The organism is Streptomyces krungchingensis, from assembly GCF_054729265.1.
In genome coordinates, this window is record NZ_JBPUKY010000001.1 from 8,096,753 (window position 1) to 8,117,822 (window position 21,070).

The 21,070-nt window shown below is 72.2% G+C and carries 14 protein-coding genes; 10 read left to right on the forward strand and 4 right to left on the reverse strand.

The window, feature by feature from the left end; genetic code table 11:
• Positions 1 to 42 precede the first annotated feature (42 nt).
• A complete protein-coding gene (alc, locus tag ACSYGO_RS35345) occupies positions 43 to 1,158 on the forward strand; it encodes an allantoicase (protein ID WP_432176184.1) in 1,116 nt (371 codons plus the stop codon).
• A gap of 261 nt (positions 1,159 to 1,419) precedes the next feature.
• Here alc and ACSYGO_RS35350 read toward each other — a convergent pair whose 3' ends face one another.
• Positions 1,420 to 2,190 (reverse strand): SDR family oxidoreductase, encoded by a 771-nt coding sequence (locus tag ACSYGO_RS35350; protein WP_432176183.1) that lies wholly within the window; start codon positions 2,188 to 2,190, stop codon positions 1,420 to 1,422.
• 97 nt (positions 2,191 to 2,287) lie between these two features.
• Between ACSYGO_RS35350 and ACSYGO_RS35355 the strand changes: the two genes are divergently transcribed.
• The 3 genes from ACSYGO_RS35355 to ACSYGO_RS35365 all read left to right on the forward strand — a co-directional run bounded on the left by ACSYGO_RS35355 (position 2,288) and on the right by ACSYGO_RS35365 (position 4,806).
• Positions 2,288 to 3,106, forward strand: a complete 819-nt coding sequence (locus tag ACSYGO_RS35355) for an AIM24 family protein (protein ID WP_095937414.1) — start codon at positions 2,288 to 2,290, stop codon at positions 3,104 to 3,106.
• A gap of 315 nt (positions 3,107 to 3,421) precedes the next feature.
• Positions 3,422 to 4,327, forward strand: a complete 906-nt coding sequence (locus tag ACSYGO_RS35360; protein WP_460389012.1) for a DMT family transporter — start codon at positions 3,422 to 3,424, stop codon at positions 4,325 to 4,327.
• 86 nt (positions 4,328 to 4,413) lie between these two features.
• Positions 4,414 to 4,806, forward strand: coding sequence for a guanyl-specific ribonuclease (locus tag ACSYGO_RS35365; protein ID WP_460389014.1), 393 nt, complete (start codon positions 4,414 to 4,416; stop codon positions 4,804 to 4,806).
• A 122-nt stretch (positions 4,807 to 4,928) separates the two neighbouring features.
• On the opposite strand, the gene ACSYGO_RS35370 is transcribed toward ACSYGO_RS35365, so the two are convergent.
• Positions 4,929 to 9,131: a hypothetical protein gene (locus tag ACSYGO_RS35370; RefSeq protein WP_460389016.1), complete on the reverse strand. Its 4,203-nt coding sequence runs from the start codon at positions 9,129 to 9,131 to the stop codon at positions 4,929 to 4,931.
• Entirely contained in the window at positions 9,128 to 9,988 is an 861-nt protein-coding gene (locus ACSYGO_RS35375) for a hypothetical protein (RefSeq protein ID WP_460389018.1), read from the reverse strand. Before ACSYGO_RS35375 ends, ACSYGO_RS35370 begins: the two co-directional genes overlap by 4 nt.
• Before the next feature lie 788 nt (positions 9,989 to 10,776).
• Here ACSYGO_RS35375 and ACSYGO_RS35380 point away from each other — a divergent pair.
• Entirely contained in the window at positions 10,777 to 11,967 is a 1,191-nt protein-coding gene (locus ACSYGO_RS35380) for a sensor histidine kinase (protein ID WP_460389799.1), read from the forward strand.
• Between the two features lie 198 nt (positions 11,968 to 12,165).
• Here ACSYGO_RS35380 and ACSYGO_RS35385 read toward each other — a convergent pair whose 3' ends face one another.
• A complete protein-coding gene (locus tag ACSYGO_RS35385; RefSeq protein ID WP_460389020.1) occupies positions 12,166 to 13,137 on the reverse strand; it encodes an NADPH:quinone reductase in 972 nt (323 codons plus the stop codon).
• Between the two features lie 225 nt (positions 13,138 to 13,362).
• Between ACSYGO_RS35385 and ACSYGO_RS35390 the strand changes: the two genes are divergently transcribed.
• Genes ACSYGO_RS35390 through ACSYGO_RS35410 form a run of 5 tightly spaced genes read left to right on the forward strand, consistent with a single transcriptional unit; the run spans position 13,363 to position 20,193 of the window.
• Entirely contained in the window at positions 13,363 to 13,914 is a 552-nt protein-coding gene (locus ACSYGO_RS35390; protein WP_426682194.1) for an SRPBCC family protein, read from the forward strand.
• A 40-nt stretch (positions 13,915 to 13,954) separates the two neighbouring features.
• A complete protein-coding gene (locus ACSYGO_RS35395) occupies positions 13,955 to 15,523 on the forward strand; it encodes a class I adenylate-forming enzyme family protein (RefSeq protein WP_460389022.1) in 1,569 nt (522 codons plus the stop codon).
• A 4-nt stretch (positions 15,524 to 15,527) separates the two neighbouring features.
• Positions 15,528 to 16,766, forward strand: coding sequence for an FAD-dependent monooxygenase (locus ACSYGO_RS35400; RefSeq protein ID WP_460389024.1), 1,239 nt, complete (start codon positions 15,528 to 15,530; stop codon positions 16,764 to 16,766).
• Positions 16,763 to 18,748 carry an FAD/NAD(P)-binding protein gene (locus tag ACSYGO_RS35405; protein WP_426682197.1) on the forward strand — a complete coding sequence of 662 codons (1,986 nt, stop codon included), beginning with the start codon at positions 16,763 to 16,765 and terminating at the stop codon, positions 18,746 to 18,748. Before ACSYGO_RS35400 ends, ACSYGO_RS35405 begins: the two co-directional genes overlap by 4 nt.
• Positions 18,745 to 20,193 (forward strand): nitrosuccinate lyase, encoded by a 1,449-nt coding sequence (locus tag ACSYGO_RS35410; RefSeq protein ID WP_460389026.1) that lies wholly within the window; start codon positions 18,745 to 18,747, stop codon positions 20,191 to 20,193. The genes ACSYGO_RS35405 and ACSYGO_RS35410 overlap by 4 nt, the downstream gene beginning before the upstream one ends.
• The last annotated feature ends 877 nt before the right edge of the window (positions 20,194 to 21,070 follow it).

Here is a 21,070-nt window from a genome sequence, read left to right on the forward strand (position 1 = left end):
CGCACCCGCAGCGGCCGATCCCGAAAGGCAGACCTGATCATCGTGACGGCGATTCCTCACTTCACCGGCGACGCGAACCCCTACGGAGGCGGCGACCCGTACGCGGACTACCGCACCGCCGACTTCCCCTTCACCCAGTACGCCAACCTCGCCGACCGGCAGCTCGGCGCGGGTGTCATCGCCGCCAACGACGAGTTCTTCGCCCAGCGCGAGAACCTTCTGGTGCCCGGGGCCGCCGAGTTCGACCCCGAGCACTTCGGCCACAAGGGCAAGATCATGGACGGCTGGGAGACGCGGCGCCGCCGCGGCGTCTCGGCCGAGCACCCGTGGCCGACGGCGGAGGACCACGACTGGGCGCTCGTCCGCCTCGGCGCGCCCGGCGTCGTCCGCGGCATCGTCGTGGACACCGCCCACTTCCGCGGCAACTACCCGCAGGCGGTGTCGGTCGAGGGCGCGTGCGTGCCCGGTTCCCCGTCGCCCGAGGAGCTCCTCGCCGACGACGTGAAGTGGACGACCCTCGTCACCCGCACCGCCGTCGGCGGCCACGCGGCGAACGGCTTCGCGGTCTCGGCCGAGCAGTGCTTCACGCACCTGCGGGTCAACCAGCACCCCGACGGCGGCATCGCCCGGCTGCGGGTGTACGGCGAGGTCGTGCCCGATCCGCGCTGGCTGTCGGCCCTCGGCACCTTCGACGTGGTGGCGCTGGAGAACGGCGGCCAGGTCGAGGACGCCTCGAACCTCTTCTACTCGCCCGCGACCAACACCATCCAGCCGGGGCGCTCCCGCAAGATGGACGACGGCTGGGAGACGCGGCGCCGCCGGGACGACGGGAACGACTGGATCAGCTACCGGCTCGCCGGACAGTCCGAGATCCGGGCGATCGAGATCGACACGGCCTACCTGAAGGGCAACAGCGCCGGCTGGGCGTCGGTGTCCGTACGGGACGGGGCCGAGGGGGAGTGGGTTCAGGTGCTGCCGCGGACCCGCCTGCAGCCCGACACGAACCACCGCTTCGTCCTGGACGCCCCCGCCGTCGGCACCCACGCGCGCGTGGACATCTTCCCCGACGGCGGGATCTCGCGGCTGCGGCTGTTCGGGTCGCTGACGCAGGACGGGACGGCGCGGCTGGCCGCCCGTCACCAGGAGCTGGGCGGCTGACTTCGGTCCCTCCTCCGTCTCTTCCGGTTCCCGTGCTCTTCCGGTTCCCGTGCTCGTGGCGGGGGCGTGCTCTTCCGGTCCCTGTGCTCGTGGCGGGGTGGGCGCGCTCTTCCGGCACTCCCTGCTCCCGGCGGGATGGGCGCCCTGTCGCGGGCCGGGCGCCGCTTCGTCGCCGGGCGCCGGCCCGGACCCCCGCACGGCGCGTGCCGGACAGGACTCGATCGCCCTGTCCGGCACGCGTGTGAGGGGAGACGGTGGCCGCTACGCCGCGTGGCCCCCGTCCACCGAGAACTCCGCCCCCGTGACGTAGGCCGCCTCCGGCCCGGCCAGATAGGCGATGGCCGAGGCCACCTCGTCGGCCGTGCCGAAGCGGCCCAGGGCGGTCATCGCCGCCTGGCCCGCGGCGTACGGGCCGTCGGCGGGGTTCATGTCCGTGTCGATCGGTCCGGGATGCACGATGTTCGCGGTGATGCCGCGGTCACCCAGCTCCCGGGCCAGCGCCTTGGTGAGCCCGATCAGTGCCGACTTGCCGGTCGCGTAGAGCGTCCCGCCGGGTCCCGGCACCCGCTGGGTCATGCAGGTGCCGACGGTCACGATCCGGCCACCCCGGCCCATCCGCGCCGCCGCGGCCTGGGAGGCCAGGAAGACACCGCGGACGTTGACGGCGAGCACCCGGTCCACGTCCGCGGGGGACAGCGAGTCGAGCGGGCCGAGGACCCCCACGCCCACGTTGTTCACCAGGACGTCGAGCCCGCCGAGAGCCTCCGCGGCGCGGCCCACCGCTCCGGCCGCCTCCGCGGGGTCCGCCGAGTCCGCCCGCAGGGCGATCCCGCGCCGCCCCAGCGCCTCGACGGCCCGGACGACGTCGGCCGCCTCCTCCTTGCCCCGGACGTAGGTGAGGGCCACGTCCGCGCCCTCCCGGGCGAGCCGTACCGCCGTCGCCGCACCGATGCCACGGCTGCCGCCGGTCACCAGGGCCACCTTGCCGTTCATCGCGAGATCTGTCGTTTCCTGCGTTTCCTGTGAGGTCATGCGTCCATCCCAGCGGGCGCGGCCCGCGGGCGCTGGCGGCGAACGGACACCGTGTTCGATGCGGAACTCTTCCTTCCGTTTCCTGCGTTCTCCCCTCGTGACTCTTCAGCAAAAGATCGTCGGCAACGCCATGCAGATGGCGGTCGTCAACCTGCGCCCCGGCCAGACCGTGTACTGCGAGGCCGGCAAGTTCCTGTTCAAGACGGCGAACGTGACCATGGAGACCCGCCTGTCCGGGCCCTCCGGTGGCGGGGGCGCCCCGCCGGCCGGCAACGGCGGCTCGGGCATGGGCGGCATGCTCCGCCAGGCCATGGGCACGGCCATGCAGGTCGGCCAGCGCGCACTGGCGGGCGAGTCGCTGGCCTTCCAGTACTTCACGTCCACGGGCGGCGAGGGCACCGTCGGCTTCGCGGGCGTGCTGCCCGGTGAGATGCGCGCCCTGGAGCTCGACGGCACGCGCGCGTGGTTCGCGGAGAAGGACGCCTTCGTGGCCGCGGAGTCGAGCGTGGAGTTCGGTATCGCGTTCCAGGGCGGCCGGACCGGGCGCAGCGGCGGCGAGGGATTCGTGCTGGAGAAGTTCACCGGGCAGGGCACGGTGATCATCGCGGGCGCGGGCAACTTCATCGACCTCGACCCGGCCGACTTCGGCGGTCGCATCGAGGTCGACACGGGCTGTGTCGTCGCCTTCGAGGAGGGCATCCGGTACGGCGTCCAGCGCGTCGGGGGCCTGAACCGGCAGGGGCTGATGAACGCGGTGTTCGGCGGCGAGGGCCTGTCCCTGGCCACTTTGGAGGGCAGCGGCCGGGTGATCCTCCAGTCGATGACCATCGAGGGCCTCGCCAACGCGCTGAAGAAGGCCCAGGGCGGGGACAAGCAGGGGCCGACGGGCGGCCTGTTCTCGACCCACGCGGGCTGACGGACGCGACCGGGACGGCGGCCCGGCGGCAGGTCGGCCGGGGCTGACGGAGGCGTCCGGCACGGCGGCCCGTCGGCGCGTCGGCGCGTTCGCCGTCCATCGATGAGTCACGGGCTCCGGCGTCGCCGTCCGCACGTACGAGCGGGACGGCCGTCCCCCGCACGGGAGCCGGTGGGGAGTGTCGCCTCCGGTATCACCCGGGCATCGGCGTGGCGAAACGATGTAGCCCCCACGCACCCCCGCCGGTACGGTGATCGTCCCCGTGGGAGCCGTCGACGTCTCCACGCCCGCCCGTGACCGCTGGAGACCGCTCCCATGTCGTCGATCGCCGTACCCGGCGCGCTCGCGCCCCGCCGCGCCTGGCTCACCGACCTGCCCGTCCTGCTGGTGGCCGTGGTGTGGGGCGCCAGCTATCTCGCCGCGAAGGACATCACCACCGCGCGGACGGTGATCGCCGTCCTCGTGCTGCGGTTCGCGCTCGTGCTGCCGGTGCTGGTGATCGCGGGAGGGCGCGCGTTGAGGGCCCTGACCGCGGCGCAGTGGCGCGGGGCGGCGGTGCTCGGGCTGATCCTGAGCGGGATCTTCCTCCTGGAGACGTACGGCGTCGTCCACACCTCGGCCACCAACGCGGGCCTCATCATCAGCCTGACCATGATCTTCACGCCGCTCGCCGAGGCGGCCGTCACCCGGGTGCGTCCCCCGCGCGCCTTCCTCGCCGCGGCCGGTGTCTCCGTGCTCGGCGTGGTGCTGCTCACCCAGGGCGGCGGCTTCACCCGGCCGTCCCTCGGCGACCTGCTGATGCTGCTCGCCGCTCTCGCCCGGACCGTGCACGTGCTCGCCATGTCCCGCATCAAGGGTGTGCAGGGGGCCGACGCGCTGCCGCTGACGACCGTCCAACTGGGCGCGGCCGTCGCGGTGTTCGCGCTGCTGTCGACCGGGGCCGACGCCACCCCCTGGAGCACCGCCGCGGGCTTCGGCGCACGGGAGTGGGCCGGGCTGCTGTTCCTCTCGGCCTTCTGCACCCTGTTCGCCTTCTTCGTGCAGATGTGGGCGGTGCGCCGGACCTCGCCGTCCCGGGTGAGCCTGCTGCTCGGGACGGAACCCCTGTGGGCCGCCGCGGCCGGTATCGCTCTCGGCGGGGAGCGGCTCGGCGCGGCGGGCCTGGCGGGCGGCGTCCTGGTGCTCGTGGGGACGGCGTGGGGACGCCGCTCGGCAGGTTAACTCCCGGAAAAATCATCGGACTCGGCGGGAGAAAACCGCTTCCTTGACATTGACATGCCATGCTCTACGCGCGTCATCCTGAAGACATGAGATTCCCCCCACGAATCACCCGCATCGGCACGCTCGTCTCCCTCATGTCCGCCCTGCTCGTCGGCGGCACCGCGGTGGCCCCCGCCGACGCCGCGACCGCGGCCGTCGGCAGCATCTGTTACGGCGCACTGCCCTCACAGGCGCACGACACCCTGGACCTGATCGACGCGGGCGGCCCCTTCCCGTACCCCCAGGACGGGACCGTGTTCCAGAACCGCGAGGGTGTGCTCCCCTCCCAGTCCTCCGGCTACTACCACGAGTACACGGTCATCACGCCCGGTTCCCCCACCCGCGGCGCCCGCCGCATCGTCACCGGCCAGGAGACCCAGGAGGACTACTACACCTCGGACCACTACGTGACGTTCAAGCTGGTCGACTTCGGCTGCTGACAGCGTGCTGCGTGTACGGCGGGGCCGGATTTCCACTCCGGCCCCGCCGGTCCCGTCCCGGGGACGCCCCGGCCCCCTGGCAGGGGCCTGCCCGGTCACAAGGCCCCCACGGCGCCGCGGTGTCAGGGGTGCGTGGCGATGACACAGGCAGTGCCTTCACCACCGATCATCACGACCAGCCGGCCGTCGCCCAGCGCGGTGGCGCTCAGGGCGGTGACGGGTCCGGGAGCGTTGATGACGGATCCGACCTGTCCACCGGTCCGCAGGTCCCACACGCGCACAGTGCCGTCGGAGCCACCGGTCACCGCCAGGGCCCTGCCGTCGGGCAACGCCACCGCAGCAAGGGCTGACATGGTTCGCTCGTCTCCGGTGTCGAGCTGGGCGCAGCGTCCGTCACTCAGATCCCACAGCTGCAACATCCCGCGCCCGCCGCACAGGATGTGGGCACGACCGTCCGGGGACACCAGTCCCGTGACCAGCGCCGTATTTCGGCGGATACGGCTCGTCACGCCCACGCAGGTTCTCTGTCCCGTGGTCAGATCCCAGGCCCGCACCTTGCCGTCACCGCCCGCAGTGACAGCAAGGGTGCGATCGTCGGGCAGCACCAGCACGGCGACGTTCTCCACCTGACTCCGGTCGTGGTCGGTCCGGGCCCGGGCCGTGCCCTGCCCGTGTCCGAGGTCCCAGTCCCACAGTGTTCCCTCACTGTCGCAGGAGAGGGCGCGGGCACGACCGTCCGCTGACACGAAGCCCGTCACGGCTTGCACGGCTCCGGGAGGGCCGTCGAGAGGCGGCCGTGCGAGCCGTCCCGTTGCGAGGTCCCAGAACCGCACCCGTCCGGACTGGTCGCCGGTGACGGCGAGCGCGCGGCCGTCGGGCAACACCACGCCGGACAGCGCCCGTACGCCCTCGTCCTGCTCCGTCAGCGGCGGCTGTGTGGGGCGCCCGTCCGCGAGGTCCCACATCCGCACCGTGCCGGACTGGTCGCCGGTGACGGCGAGCGCGCGGCCGTCGGGCAACACCACACCGGACAGCGCCCGTACCTCCTCGTGATACTCCGTCAGCGGCGGCAGCGCAGGGCGCCCGTCCGCGAGGTCCCAGGCTTGCACGGTCCCGTCGGCACCGCCGGTGAGGGCGAGAGCGCGACCGCCGGGCAGCGCCACGCAGGACATCGCCAACACCCTGCCCTGGTGCCCCGCCAGCGGAGGAAATGCCTGCTCCCCCGTGGAGATGTCCCACACCCACACCTTGCCCCCTCCGCCGACCGCGAGAGCGAGCCTGCGCCCACCGGCCACGACGGGACCCGCGAGTACGCGCACGGTCCAGGAGGGAACGTTCAGCGGCGGAGTCACCTGCACGCCGTCGGCCAGATCCCAGACCCGTACAACCCCGCCGTCCCCACCCGTGAGGGCCACGGCACGCTCATCTGGGAGCACGGCCCCCGCGACGGACCTCACCACTCCCCGGTGTCCCTTCAACAGGGGGAGAGCGGGTGTTCCCTTCTCCAGGTCCCACACACATGCCGTGCCGCCCGCCCCCCGTGTGAGGGCCAGGACGCGCCCGTCGGGCAGCACCAGTCCGGCCAACGGCGCCTGCTCATGACCGGCGACGGACCGGAGGGCAGGCTGTCCGTCGGACAGATCCCACGCCTGCACGGTCCCTGCCTCGTCGGTGACCAGGGCGAGAGGGCGCCCGTCGGACAGCAGCACCGTCGACAGCGCCACGACGGCGACGCCGTTGACGACGAGCGGTGGTTTGGCCGGCTGGCCGGTGCCCAGGTCCCACACCCGCACCGTCTCGTCGACGCCGGCGGTGAGCGCCAGAGCTCGCCCGTCGGGCAGAACCAGCCCTGCCGACGCGCGTACCGGTCCTCTGTGGCGCCCCAGGACTTCCGTGCTGCGCAGGGGCCAGTGCGCGGCGAGCACATGCCATGGGCTGTCGGTGGATCCGGCGGCCAGCGGGGTACCGAGGGCCGCCGAGAAGACCGTCAGGGCGATGGCATTCTCCTGGACCCGGGCGAAGTCCCACACATGGGCGAGGCGCCGCAGGGCCGTTGCCGTGGTGAGGCCGGCCGCGGTCGGGGCCGTGTTGAGCAAGGGGCGCAGACGGGCGATGTCCAGGTACGGCAGCAGCCGGGGGGCGAGAAGGCGATCGTCGAGGACGTCGCCCGCGGCCGCGTGTTCGGCGAGATGTCTGCGGATGTAGGGCGCGACGGGGGCGGAGCCAGGGACATCCAGGGTGCGGTGGGCCGAATGCGCCAGCACCTCGGCGATGCCGGCCTCGGCGGCACGGGTTTCGTCCGCGGTGTCCTCCGCCGGCTGTTCAGCGCTCCACAGCTCCCGCCAGTAACTCCGCAGCGTGGTACGCAGACTGTCGTGGAAGAGGCGGTAGACGGTCGTGTCGTCGGCCACGTCCACGGTGAGGTACCCGCCGAGCGGCGACGCCAGCAGACCGGCGATGTCACTGTCGCCGAAGGTGATCTCCGGGTCGCCCGCGAGACAGTCGGCGACGGCGGGCCACAGACGGTTCCACGGCAGACCGTTGCCGCGGGCGAAGGCGAGGGCGCGCAACAGATGGATGCCCCGCAGGCGTTCGTCGGGATCGCGGAGGAGTTGGTGGAGGTCGGCGCTGAACACGCCTCGGACTCCGTTGTCGACGGCACTCAGCCACTCCGTGTCGTCGGGAGCGATCTGACGGGTGTCACGTGCGAGGGAGGCGGCGGCGATCCGCGTGACGAGGAAAGAGCGCTTGGCGTGCGCCGCGAGTGCCTTGGCCGTCGCAGCGGCCTGGTCGGCGCTGCGCGCATAGGGAGAGCCGGGTGTCTCGGTGAGGATCTGGCTCGCGTACGCGGCCAGATCCTCCTGGTCGAACCATGGCTCTTCGTCCACGCGGATCCGTCGCGCGTTCAACTCCTTCTCGATGCGGTCGGCCAGGGAGACGTCCCGGTGCGACGATGCTGAGAGCCTGCGCTCCGAGCGGCCCGGGGAACGGACTCCGAGGAGAAGGCGGAGCTGGGTGCCACGACCGACGTGGAGCTTGGTGAGCAGGTGGCGAATGAGCGCGCCAGGATCGTCGGCCTCCTCGATGGCGTCGATGACGAGCGTGACCGGCGTCCGGCGCCGGATCAGCCACTCCTGCCACCTCCGGGTCCACTCCTTCAAGTGCGGGTCGGCGCCGAATCTCAGACGTGTGCCGATGCCCAGGGCGCTGCTGATCTGTTCGGCGATCTCCGAGGCGGTCTTTCCGGTGGCCAGGACGGCAACGTCGACCATGCCGGGAGGCGGCCTGAGATCGCCTGGGATCCTGTCGATGTGTTCCCGGTGACCGGCCAGGAACGTGGGGTCGGAGAGCGTGACCAGACGCGCCAGGACGGCAGACTTCCCCGTCCCCGCGCCTCCGGTGAGCATCACGGTTTCGTGCTCCCGGAGGACGGCGGCGATCAGATCCCGCATCACCTGGGCTCGTCCCGTGAAGAACCAGCCGGGATCGCCGTCCTGGGCGACCCCGCGGGACCGTGGGCCCCAGTGCGCGTCCACATCCGCCTGCGGCAGGGCCAGATCACGCAGCGCGCCGGCGAGCGCGGCCTGCTCCTCGGGACGGTAGTGAGGATTGGGCAGGCAGGGGTGCGGGCCGCGAAGAAGGCTCCCCGGCAAGGGGATGAGTCGCTGGCCCGCACCGAGTTCTTCCTGGAGCGCTTCGAGGAAGGTCTCCACGCTCAGCAGACGGTTGTGCCGTCCGAAGCGTTCTCCGCGCGGCGAGGTGAGATCGGCCAGCACCTTGGACACCGCTCCGGTCAGCGCCCCTGGTACGGCTTCCTGGCCTTTGGCGGCACTGGGCAGTACGAGCCAGGTCGGCGGGATGTCGTCGTCGAACACGGCTATCTGCGCGGTGACCCTGCCCGCATAGCAGAGGTCGATGATCAGCAGGAGGTGTTCGGTGCCGGAGTCCTTGAGCCAGCCGATCACATCTGCCGTACGTATCGCAGTGCGGTGCCACTGGCCGGGCACAGTGCTCTTCAGAACGATCCAGTGGGCGCCGTCGGCGTACTCTCCGTGGCCGGTGATGAACACGACCGCGGCTTCCGACGCCCGCCACGGAACGTCTTCCAGAACGGTGCGGATCCGGTCCCGGCCGGGATTGCTCGCGAGTGCACGGGTGTCGGTGAAGCGCCGGTCGTCGAGCTCTGCGGCGCACAGCCACGCGCGCAGCGCCGCGACCTCGTCCTCGACAGGGAGGTTGCCCCAGACCGGGGAATCGTACTGACCTGTGGCGATGGCCAGGAACTGCCTGCCGAGGACGTCCGCATCGGCTTCCTGCCCACTCACTCGTCGCCACCCGGCAGGGCGGGCAGCGCGGTCAGGACAGCCTGCCCGGTGGCTCTCTTGCCGAGGTACGCGGAGGCGGAATGGGCATCGCGGCCGTTGTGCACCGGAGGTACGTCCTCCACACCGGGCCACCACTGCGACAACGGTCCGGCGCAGGCCACGGGGTCATGAGGATCGCGCACGTTGACCCATGCCTGTACGGACGGCGGGATCCCGAAGGCCGCACCGTACGGCGCATTGGGCATGAGCGTGCGCACCAGTTGCAGTCCCAGGGGCGAACCCAGCGTCACGAGCAGTGGTAACCGACGGTCGGGATGCCGTCGCAGGTATTCGAAGGCGACCACTGAGCCCAGAGAATGACCGATCATGACACGGCAGCGCGGACTGACGGAGGCGTCGACAGCCTCATCGACGCGTGCCTTGACCGCGGCGTCGCTGAGGTACCGGCGCACCTGAACCAGGTCTCCGAAGGCCAGGAGACCGCCTGCAGGGAAGTGCCGGTCGATGGCTCGCAGGAATCCGGGTATGCGTGTGCGGACCTTCGAAGGGTTCCGCTCCGCCTCCTCGACCGCCCCCGAGGGCAGAAGCTCCCGCGCGACGCTCTCCAGCTCGACGAGGAGTTCCCCTTCCAGGCCGTCCCACCATGATCCGGAGATCGGCCCGGCCTTGGTGGCGGTCCGCTCCGGCTCGGGCAGAAAGACGTCTCCGTAGTAGGCGATGTCCATCGGCACACGGGGAACCCGCAGTCCACGGGCTCGCTCCATCCCGTCCCCCAGGGCGGGCTGCCACACGTCCAGCAGTTGCTGTCGTCCCAGCTGTTGCTGACCGATGCCGTGCACACCGACGATCAATTCCACAGCCCCGCCTCAGTTCCGTCCCGCCCAAGGCAAACCCCGTCGTGCCGCACATTCAGGGACACGACTGGATCTCTTCACCCTGTGTTCGTAGCACATGGTGAGCAAGGCTGAGGCACAACGTCACAAGAAAACGGGGCGCCACCAGGCGCCCACGACGCGGTCGGGCGTGGTCCCTGCTGCCGGGCCGTGTCGGCCGCGCCCGATCAGCCGGACTTCCGGCTCTCCGCCGCCGCGAACAGCGCGACCGAGAGCACGATGAGGGCAACGCTCGCGTACACCTCGTAGCCGTCGAGGAAACCGACCCGGCGCACCACCCCCCCATACCCCCGACACGTGCAGCCGGCCGGTGATCGCCGGTAGCAGGCCCAGGACGCCCTGGACCAGGGCCACGAAACCGAGCACTTCGAGAATCCGCTTCATGGGACGACCCTCGCCCCACGGCCTCCCCCACGACCATCGGCCGTGGGGCGAGTCCTGCCCGTCCCGAGTCCGAGGACCCGCCGCAGCGGCGCACCGAAAGTCTGAAGGGCCGCGACTTTGGTCGACGATCACCGTCGCGATGCGGTGGCACCGGGCGAGCCTGCGTAGATTTGTCGACTGTGAATGGTGACCATCCGGCGCGGCCGGCGCACGACGTACCGGGGCGGACGGCCGTGCCCCGCGCCCAGGCCGCGACGACGGACCCGACGACCCTGCCGCACGTCGCGACCTCCCCGGAGGGACTGGCCCCGGAGCCGGTGGCCTCGCTGCGCATCCGGTCCGCCCGGCGCTGGCTGCTCCCGTCGGCCATGATCGCGGAGCTGGACCTCGACGCCGGCCGCCCGGCCCGTTCCGGACGGCCGCGGCGCACCGTACGCGACTGGATCGTCGACTTCGGCTGCTTGCTGCTCGCCCTGGCCATCGGTCTCGCTGCCGCGAACACGCTGACCAAGGACCCGAACACCCCCCACGCCCTCGCCGTCGTCGACCAGGTGCTCGGCGCGCTGGCCTGCGGGGCGGTCTGGCTGCGGCGCCGGTGGCCGCTGGGGCTCGCCATCGCCCTGATCGCCGTCGGGCTGGTCTCCACCACCGCGGGCGGCGCGGGCCTGGTCGCCCTCTTCACGCTCGCCGTGCACCGGCCCTTCAAGTACGTCGGCACGCTCGCCGGCCTCCAGCTCGCACTGCTCCCGCTGTACTTCTGGCTGCGGCCCGACCCCGATCTGCCGTACCTCGCCGCGATCGCCGTCACGGCCCTGCTCACCGCCACGGTGGTCGGCTGGGGCATGTTCGTCCGCTCCAAGCGCCAGCTCATGCTGAGCCTGCGGGACCGGGCGCGGCGCGCCGAGACGGAGGCGGAACTGCGGGCCGAGCAGGCCCAGCGGCTCGCCCGCGAGGCGATCGCGCGCGAGATGCACGACGTGCTCGCGCACCGGCTCACCCTGCTCAGCGTGCACGCGGGCGCCCTGGAGATCCGGCCCGACGCGCCCCACGAGGAGGTCGCGCGGGCGGCGGGCGTGATCCGGGAGAGCGCTCACGAGGCGCTTCAGGACCTGCGCGAGATCATCGGCGTGCTGCGCGCGGGGGACTCCGACGAGGCCGGGCGACCGCAGCCGACGCTGGCCGCGCTCGACGCGCTGGTCACCGAGTCCCGTTCGGCCGGGATGAAGGTCGCCCTCGACAACCGCGTCGTCGACCCGGCCACCGTGCCCGCGTCCCTCGGACGCACCGCGTACCGGATCACCCAGGAGGGACTCACCAACGCCCGCAAGCATGCGCCCGGCGCGGAGGTGACGGTGACGGTGTCGGGCGCGGCCGGCGACGGCCTGACGCTGTCCGTCCGCAACCCCGCCCCGCCGGGCGACGTCCCGCTCGTGCCCGGCTCCGGCCAGGGACTGATCGGCCTCACCGAACGCGCCACCCTCGCGGGCGGCCGACTGGAACACGGAGCCGAGGACGACGGCGGTTTCCACGTCCGCGCCTGGCTGCCCTGGCCCGCCTGACGTTTTCAGCGTGTCCGGCGTGTGAGGACGAGGCCGTTCAGGCTGATGCGAGGTGGCCTGGGGCGGAGCCTGCGGGTGGTGACTGTGAGGGTCTTGCTCGGGCGTGGGGTCAGGGGCGAGGCTTCAGCCCGTCCGGCGTGTGAGGACGAGACCGTCCAGGCCGATACGGGGGGGGCCGAGAGCGGAGCTCCCGGGGTGTCAGGCGCCCGGACGCAGGATCACCCTGCGTCCGTGGAGCTCACCCCGCTCCATGCGCCGGTGCACCTCCGCCGCCGAACTCAGCGGCAGCACCTCCGTGCTCCGCGGACGCAACAGACCCGCGGACAGCAGGTCGTTGATGGCGTCCGCCGCCGACGCCAGCTCGGCCGGTGTGGCATGGGAGATCGCGAACCCCCGCACGGACCCGTCCTTCATGTAGAGCGGCCCCACCGGCAGCACTGGCTCGTCCTTCGCCCCCGCGAGCAGGACGACACGGCCGCGGTGCGCGAGCAGCGCGACGGCCGAGGCGAGGTCGTTGTGACCGGAGGTGTCGACGTGCAGGCCGACCCCGTCGGGGGCCAGCCGTGACAGCCGCCCCGTGAGATCCGGGTCGCGGTAGTCCACGACCTCCGCGGCGCCCAGGCTCCGGCAGTAGCCGTGGTCCCGGGGCGAAGCCGTCGCGATGACACGGGCACCCGCACGGACCGCGAGGACCACCAGCGCGGCCCCCACGTTTCCCGCCGCGCCGCCGACCACCACGGTCTCGCCGGACTCCAGGCCGCCGTGCGTGAACAGGGCGAGATACGCGGTCGCCGCCGGGTGGACCACGGCCACGGCGACCTCCGGATCCACGCCGGGCGGCAGCGGGTACAGCCGGTCCAGGGACACCACGGCCTGCTCGGCCGCCGCACCCTGACGCCCGCCGTGCCCGAGGCTGTTGCACCACACGGAGTCACCGACCGAGAAGCCGCCGCCCGGCGTCGCGACCGTGCCCACCAGGTCGCGCCCGACGACGAAGGGAAACTCCAGCGGCGTACGGAACACCCCTGAACGCACGAAGGTGTCGACGGGATTGACGGTGGTGGCCCGCACGTCGACGAGTACCTCGCCCGGGCCCGGCACAGGTGCGGCGAGCTCTCCGTAGCGAATGACGTCGGGTGGGCCGAGCTGTTCGGCATAAGCGGCACGCATGGCCATGGATTCTTCCACCGGGTGGGCGCACCCGGGCGAAACGCGCGCGTTCTTCGTCAAGTCGTCCGCAAATCCCTCCCGCCGCACTCCGAAGATGAGGAACCCGGAAGCGCCGCGGACTTGACGGACCCGCACGGGCACTTTTGCCCGCGCTCCCCGAGCGGCGCAGCATTCCGGGCATCAGCCGAAAACACCGGGAGAGACAAGACCGTGGGTGACAACACCGTGAGTGAGAAAGTCCCGGGGGAGACCCCCCTGTTCCGCGCCGCGGCCGACGTGCACGTCGACGCCACGCCCCTCCAGGTCTACTCCGTCGTCAGCGACCTCGGCCGCAGCGGCGACTGGAGCGAGGAGTGCGTCGGAGGCGAGTGGGTGGAGGGCGAGCCGGCCACCGTGGGCGCCGTCTTCCGCGGTGAGAACCACCGCGAGAAGGACGTGGTGGCCTGGGCGCCCGTCGTACGCGGCTCCTGGAGCACCCGGTCCGAGGTGATCGCCGCGGAGCCAGGCGCCACGTTCTCCTGGGCGATCCAGGACTCGGCGGGACGCGCCCAGGAGAGCGTCTGGACCTTCGACATCGAGCCCGACGGCACCGGCAGCCGGCTGGTCCACCACTTCCGGATGGGCGCCGCCACGGAGGGAATCCGCGGGATCACCGCGGAGATGGACGCGGAGCAGAAGCAGAAGTTCTTCGCCGACTGGGGCGCCAAGCTGGAAAAGGACCTGGCGGCGACCGTCAAGCGCATCAAGGACGTCATCGAAGGCGAATTCAAGAGCTGAATTCCGAGCCTGTTGAGCCTGGGTAGGAGAGGGCGAGCACGTGTTGCTGCAACGGATAGGAAACCGGGGAATCCGGCTCGGGACGCTCTTCGAGCGAGCGGCCGCCCGGCACCCCGCGAACGTACTGATACTCGACCACGATCTCGACATCGCGCCCGGACTCGGGCGCCGCGCCACGGTCGCCGAAGTCGCCGACCTGGTCGACGACTTCGCGTCCCGGCTGTGGGCGGCACGGGTCAGGCCCGGCGACCGGGTGGTCGTCTACAAATCCGACGGATTCGACATCACCCTGCTCGCCTGTGCCACGGCCCGGGTCGGTGCCGTACCGGTGCTGCTGTCGCCGAAGCTCGACGGCGAGACGGTGACCGAGCTGGTGCGGCGCACCGACCGCCCGTACCTCGTCACCGACCAGGCGAAGCTGGAGGAGGAACTGCCCGACTCGGTCGTCGGACTGGCCTCCGCCGTACTGCTGACCTCCGGCACGCACCCGGCGGCCACCCCGCTCGCCGACTTCGAGGGCGTCGAGCGGGTCGCGCCGGTGACCATGCCGCCCGAGCGCCCGACGCTCATCACGCACACCTCCGGGACCACCGGCACGCCGAAGCTCGCCGTCCACACCGGGCGGACCCTGCAGGCGCGTTACCGGCCGCAGGCCTCCGTCGTCGGCCCGCTCGTCCGCGGCCGCGAGACGATCGCCATGCACGTGTCGTTCGTGCACTCGCGGCTCTTCACGGCACTCGCGATCTCGCTGCACCGCGGATTCCCCGTCGTGGTGCTCGCCGACTCCGATCCGGCGCACGTGGGGGACCTGTTCGCGCAGCTGCGGCCGGGAATCCTGGAGGCGCACCCCAACTCCTTCATGAAATGGGAGGAGTTGGCCGACGATCCGCGCCGCCCGCTGTCCAACGTCAAGCTGTACAGCAGCACCTTCGACGCCATCCACCCCCGGACCGTGCGGCGGCTGCTGGCCGCCACCGACCGCCGGGCCCCCGTTTTCGGCCAGCTCTACGGACAGAGCGAGATCGGCCCCGCCGTGGTGCGCTCCTTTAGCAGGCGCCGGCCCGAAGAGGCCGACGGACGCTGCGTGGGCATGCCGTTCCCCGGCATGACCGACGTCCGCGTCGTCAGCCGCAACGGCCGGCCGCCGTCCAAGGACAACCCCGGATTCATCGAGGTCAAGAGCGACGGCCGCATCGTCACCTACCTCGGCGAGCAGGAGCGCTACGACAAGCAGCTGTCGGACGGCGGCTGGTGGCGCATGGGCGACGTGGGCTACCGCACCAAGTGGGGCTGTCTGCACCTGCTGGACCGGGAGGTCGACGTCATCGAGGGCTTCGGCTCCACGCTGGCCGTGGAGGATCGCCTGTTCGCCCGGCTCGACGACCTCGCCGAGGTCATCATCATCCCCGGCGCGGACGGCACGGCCGTCCCCGTGGTGTGCACCAAGGACGACGTACCGCTGGACCTCGACGCATGGCGGTCCGCGGCCGAGGGCCTGCCGCCCATGGCGGACCCCGTCCAGTGGCGGCTCGCCGACCTGCCGCAGACGGCCACCACGAAGATCAAGCGCCTGGAACTGGCGCGCGTCCTCACGAACCAGGGCGGCTGACACCATGATCGAGGCAGTCATCACCGGCGGTGGCATAGGCGGGCTCGCCACCGCGCTCGGCCTGGCCCGTCGCGGCCACCGGGCCGTCGTCCTGGAAAGGGCCCCCGAGTTCGCCGAGATCGGCGCCGGCATCCAGCTCGCCCCCAACGGAATCCACGCGCTCGACCGGCTCGGCGTCGGCGCCGAGGCACGATCCCTCGCCGTCCGCATGGACGAACTGCGGTTCATGGACGGGGTGACGGGCGAACACGTCACCAGCGTGCCGCTCACCGAGGAGTACCGCCGCAGGTTCCGCAACCCGTACGTCGTCGTGCACCGCGCCGAGCTGCACGCCGTGCTCCTCGACGCCTGCCGGGCCTGGGACACCATCGAACTGCGCGGTGGCAGCGCCGTCACCGGATACGAGCAGACCCCCACCGGCGCACGTGCCGTACTGGAGAACGGCGAACGGGTCCACGGCGACGCCCTGATCGGCGCCGACGGCATCAACTCCAACGTCCGCGCACAGCTCGTCGGCGACGGCGAACCCCGCGTCTCGGGGATCACCGTCTACCGCGCGGTCATCCCCATGGACCAGGTGCCGCCGGAACTGCGCCGCGACACCTCCGTGGTGTGGTGGACCGGTCCCGGCTGCCACTTCGTGCACTACCCGATCGCCGGCGGCAAGTACCTCAACCTCGCGGGCAGCAAGGACGACGGAGGCACCCGGGCCTTCGCCGGCGTGCCCGTCGAAAAGGCCCACGTACGGAGGCAGTTCGCCACCCTCGGCCAGGACGCGCAGCGTCTCGTCGAGCTCGGCGACGGCTGGCGGTCCTGGATGCTCGTCGACCGCGACCCGGTCGACACCTGGACCGACGGACGCGTCGCCCTGCTCGGCGACGCCGCCCACCCCATGCTGCACTACGCGGCACAAGGCGCCTGCCAGGCACTGGAGGACGCCGTCCACCTCGGCGACCTGCTGGAGGACGGCAGCGGGGACGACGTGTCCCAGCGCTTCGAGAAGTACGCCGCGGACCGCCGCGAACGCACCGCCGCCATCCAGCTCGCCGCACGCGAGAGCACCCGGCTGTGGCACCCCGCAGGGGGCGCCGCGCTGGCAAGGAACGCCCTCCTCTCCAAGCTCACCCCCGGACAACTGCACGACCAGGTCGCCTGGATGCACGGCGCCCGCGACTTCGGCGCCACCACCCCCGCACCGGCCTACCTTCCCACCCACCCGAATCAGAACGGAGTTCAGGAATGAGCAGCAGCCGTCTCCAGGTCGCCATAGTCGGTGCCGGACCGCGCGGACTGTCCGTACTGGAGCGCCTGTGCGCCGGCGAGCGCAAGCGGTCCACGCACACGGAAGTCGTCGTGCACGTCGTCGACCCGTCCCCGGCGGGTGCCGGCGCGGTCTGGCGCGCGGAACAGTCCCGGCATCTGCTCACCAACACGGTGGCCTCGCAGATCACCGTCTACACGGACGACAGCGCGCAGATCGAGGGCCCCATCGAGCCGGGGCCGAGCCTGTACGAATGGGCCCAGGGCCTCTCCCTGCTCGGCCAGTTCGGCGGCTACGACAACGACACCCTCGACGAGGCCGAGCGCCTCGGCCCCGACTCGTACCCCAGCCGCGCCTTCTACGGCCGCTATCTGCACGACGCCTTCAAGCGCGTCGTCGCCCGCGCCCCCCGGCACGTCACCATCACGGTGCACGCCTCCCGCGCGGTGGCCATGGCCGACACGCACGGAGTGCCCGGCGGCCCGCAGGGCCTGCGCCTGGAGGACGGCACCCGTCTGAACCAGCTCGACGCGATCATCCTGGCGCAGGGTCACCTCCCGGCGCGCCTCACCCCGCGCGAGGCCCGCACCGCGAGCCTGGCCCGGATCCACTACCTGACCTACATCACGCCCTGCAACCCGGCCGACGCCGACCTCAGTTCCGTCGCACCCGGCCAGAACGTCCTGATCCGCGGCCTCGGCCTCAACTTCTTCGATCACATGGCCCTGTTCACCCTCGGCCGCGGCGGCAGCTTCGCCGAGGAGGACGGCAAGCTCGTCTACCACCCCTCCGGCCGCGAGCCCAAGCTGTACGCCTTCTCCCGGCGCGGTGTCCCGTACCACGCGCGCGGCGAGAACGAGAAGGGCGCGTACGGGCGTTACTACCCGAAGCTGCTCACCGGCCAGTACATCGAGGACCTCCGCAAGCGCTCCGAGGACGGCGAGCGCATCAACTTCACCGCCGACCTGTGGCCGTACATCTCCCGCGAGGTGGAGAGCGTCTTCTACGGAACGCTGCTGTCCGCCAAGGGCCGTGAGGAGGACCGCGAAGCACTGGTGAGCGCCTACCTCGCCCTGCCGGAGGGCGAGAGCCCCGACGCGCTGCTCGACTCGTACGGCATCGACCGCACCGAGCGCTGGGACTGGGAGAAGCTCTCCCGGCCCTACGGCAACCGGAAGTTCACCGACCGCGACGACTTCCAGGAGTGGCTCCTCGACTACCTGCGCGCCGACGTGACCGCGGCCCGCTCCGGCAACGTCAGCGGACCGCTCAAGGCCGCCCTCGACGTCCTGCGCGACCTGCGCAACGAGATCCGGCTCGCCGTCGACCACGGCGGCCTGGAGGGCAACTCGCACCGCGACGACCTGGAAGGCTGGTACACACCGCTCAACGCCTTCCTGTCCATCGGCCCGCCCGCCGCCCGCATCGAGCAGATGGTCGCGCTCATCGAGGCCGGCGTCCTGGAGATCACCGGACCCGGCACCCAGGTCCGGCTCGACACCCGCAACCAGGTCTTCGTCGCCGACTCCAGCGCCGTGCCCGGCACTCCGGTGCGCGCCACCGCGCTCATCGAGGCCCGGCTGCCCGAGCCCGACATCCGGCGCACCGACGACCCGCTGCTCAGCCACCTGATCAACACCGAGCAGGCGGGCCCGTTCCGGATCGACGGCAGCTGCGGCACCACGTACGAGACCGGCGGACTCGCCGTCACCGAGCGGCCCAACCGGCTCCTCGACGCCCGCGGACGCGCGCACCCGCGCCGCTTCGCCTACGGCGTCCCCACCGAGTCCGTGCACTGGGTGACCGCGGCCGGCATCCGGCCCGGCGTCGACTCGGTGACCCTCGGCGACTCCGACGCGATCGCCCGTGCCGTCCTCGGACTGCCGCCGGCGTCCCAGGTCCCCGCGGGCGTACGGCCGGTGACCGACGAGACCGACACCGACCTGACCGGAGTGATCGTGTGACCCACCCACTGGACGCACATCTGGACGCGGACGTGCCGACCGACTCAGGTCTGCTGTCCCCCGTGCGTGCCGGTACCCCCGTCGAGGCGGCCGTCTGCGACCGGGCATGGCTCCAGGCCATGCTCGACGCGGAGGCCGCCTTGGCCCGTGCCCAGGCACGGCTCGGGACGGTGCCGAAACCCGCGGCCGACGTCATCACCCGCACCGCGCGCGCGGACCGCTTCGACCTGCGGGCCCTCGCACTCGCCTCCCGCGAGACCGCCAACCCCGTGGTCGGCCTGGTCCAGGCCCTCACCCGGGCCGTCGCGGACCGGGACGAGGGCGCGGCGGAGTACGTGCACCGGGGCTCCACCAGCCAGGACGTCCTGGACACCGGGGCGATGCTCGTCACCGCGCGGGCGCTGCGGCTGCTGCACACCGACCTCCAGCGCGTCGCCGATGCGCTGGGCGCACTGGCCCTGGAACACCGCGACACCCTGATGGCGGGCCGCACGCTGGCCCTCCAGGCGGTGCCGACGACCTTCGGCCTGAAGGCCGCGGGATGGCGCGAGCTGGTCCTCGACGCCGCGCTGCGGGTCGAGCGGGTCCTCGACGGGGGCCTGCCGGTGTCGCTGGGCGGTGCCGCCGGAACCCTCGCCGGCTATCTGGAGTACGCGGCGCTCGACGGCGAGGTGGGGGAGGCGGGCGACTATCTCGACCGTCTCGTCGAGGCGTTCGCCGCCGAGACGGGACTCGCTCCGGCCGTACTGCCCTGGCACGCGCTGCGCACGCCCGTCGCCGACGTCGCCGCGGTGCTGGCCTTCACGGCGGGCGCGCTGGGGAAGATCGCCGTGGACGTGCAGTCGCTGACCCGCACCGAGGTCGGCGAGGTCACCGAACCCACGGCGGCCGGACGCGGCAGTTCCTCCGCGATGCCCCACAAGCGCAACCCCGTGCTGGCCACGCTGATGCGCGCCGCCGCCCTCCAAGTGCCCGTCATGGCGTCTGGACTGACGCAGTGTCTGCTCTCCGAGGACGAGCGGTCGGCGGGGGCCTGGCACGCCGAGTGGCAGCTGCTGCGGGAGTGCCTGCGGCTGGTGGGCGGCGCGGCGCACACGGCCGTGGAGCTCGCCGAGGGGCTGGAGGTGAGTCCGCGCCGCATGCGTGAGAACCTCGCGCACAGCGGGGCCCAGCTGGTCTCCGAGCGGATCGCCGCCGTCCTTGCGCCCCGGTTGGGCAAGGTGCGGGCGAAGCAGTTGCTGAGCGACGCGGTGACGGTGGCCCGGGAGACGGGGCGGCCGCTGCCCGACGTCCTGGCCGACGAGCCCGCCGTGGCCCGCCTCCTCGGTGCCGGCGAGCTGGCTGCCCTGTGCGATCCCGGTGGATACACCGGGGGTGCGGGAGCGTTGGTCGACCGCGCCCTGAGCCTGCCGCCGGCCCCGACCGCCGAACGCAACGCCGCGTAGCCGCCCACCCCGGGGCGCCGCCGCCCCGCCCCAGGGCTCATGACGCCGCCGCCCCGCCCAAGGCACAGGGCTTCGCCGCCCCGCCCCAGGGCCCATGACGCCGCCGCCCCGCCCAAGGCACAGGGCTTCGCCGCCCTGCTTCAGGGCAGGGCGCCGCCGCCCCGCCCCAGGGCCCATGGCTCCGCCGTCCCGCTTCAGGGCGCAGGGCGTCGCCCGTCCCGCCCCACGACAGAGGCCCTCCTCCGGACGCACCCGGGGGAGGGCCTCTCCAGTTCTTCGCCCCCTCCGCCCCTACCCGTCCCGTCCCCGGGGCTCCGCCCCGGACCCCGCTCCTCAATCGCCGGAGGGGCTGATTCTCAGCCTCCGTGTCCATTGTGGGAGGCGGACCGAGGGGCTGATTCTCAGCCTCCGTGTCCATTGCGGGAGGCGGACCGAGGGGCTGGTTCTCAGCCTCCGTGTCCATTGCGGGACGCGGACCGAGGGGCTGATTCCCAGCTCCCGTCTCCCATTCGGGAGGCCGGCGCGGCTGATTGTCAGCCGCCGTCTCATACGCGGGAGGTTTCGCTCCCGGTCTCGCTCCTCAATCGCGGGAGGTTGCCTGACGGGCCCCGCTTCTCAAACGACGGAGGGGCTGTTTCTTCGCCGCCCGGCGCTCCCCCTTGTCGCCGTGCCGGAGGATCCCAGCCCGTCCGGCGCTTGAGGACGAGGCCGTTCAGGCCGATGCGGGGGCGGAGAAGCCCCCCGGAAGGCGGGAGTGGGGCTGGGTCCTGTTGCTGGCCGGAGTTGCAGAGTCCCAGCCTGTCCGGCGTTTGAGGACGGGGCCGTTCAGGCCGATGCGGGGGGCCGGGGGCGGAGCCCCCGGGGGTAAGGGACGGGT

What these genes read in the sequence shown, in the direction of transcription:
- ACSYGO_RS35350 (WP_432176183.1), bottom strand. Translation starts at nt 2,190, where the DNA reads ATGACCTCACAGGAAACGCAGGAAACGACAGATCTCGCGATGAACGGC.
- ACSYGO_RS35360 (WP_460389012.1), top strand. Translation starts at nt 3,422, where the DNA reads ATGTCGTCGATCGCCGTACCCGGCGCGCTCGCGCCCCGCCGCGCCTGG.
- ACSYGO_RS35365 (WP_460389014.1), top strand. Translation starts at nt 4,414, where the DNA reads ATGAGATTCCCCCCACGAATCACCCGCATCGGCACGCTCGTCTCCCTC.
- ACSYGO_RS35380 (WP_460389799.1), top strand. Translation starts at nt 10,777, where the DNA reads ATGATCGCGGAGCTGGACCTCGACGCCGGCCGCCCGGCCCGTTCCGGA.
- ACSYGO_RS35385 (WP_460389020.1), bottom strand. Translation starts at nt 13,137, where the DNA reads ATGCGTGCCGCTTATGCCGAACAGCTCGGCCCACCCGACGTCATTCGC.
- ACSYGO_RS35400 (WP_460389024.1), top strand. Translation starts at nt 15,528, where the DNA reads ATGATCGAGGCAGTCATCACCGGCGGTGGCATAGGCGGGCTCGCCACC.
- ACSYGO_RS35405 (WP_426682197.1), top strand. Translation starts at nt 16,763, where the DNA reads ATGAGCAGCAGCCGTCTCCAGGTCGCCATAGTCGGTGCCGGACCGCGC.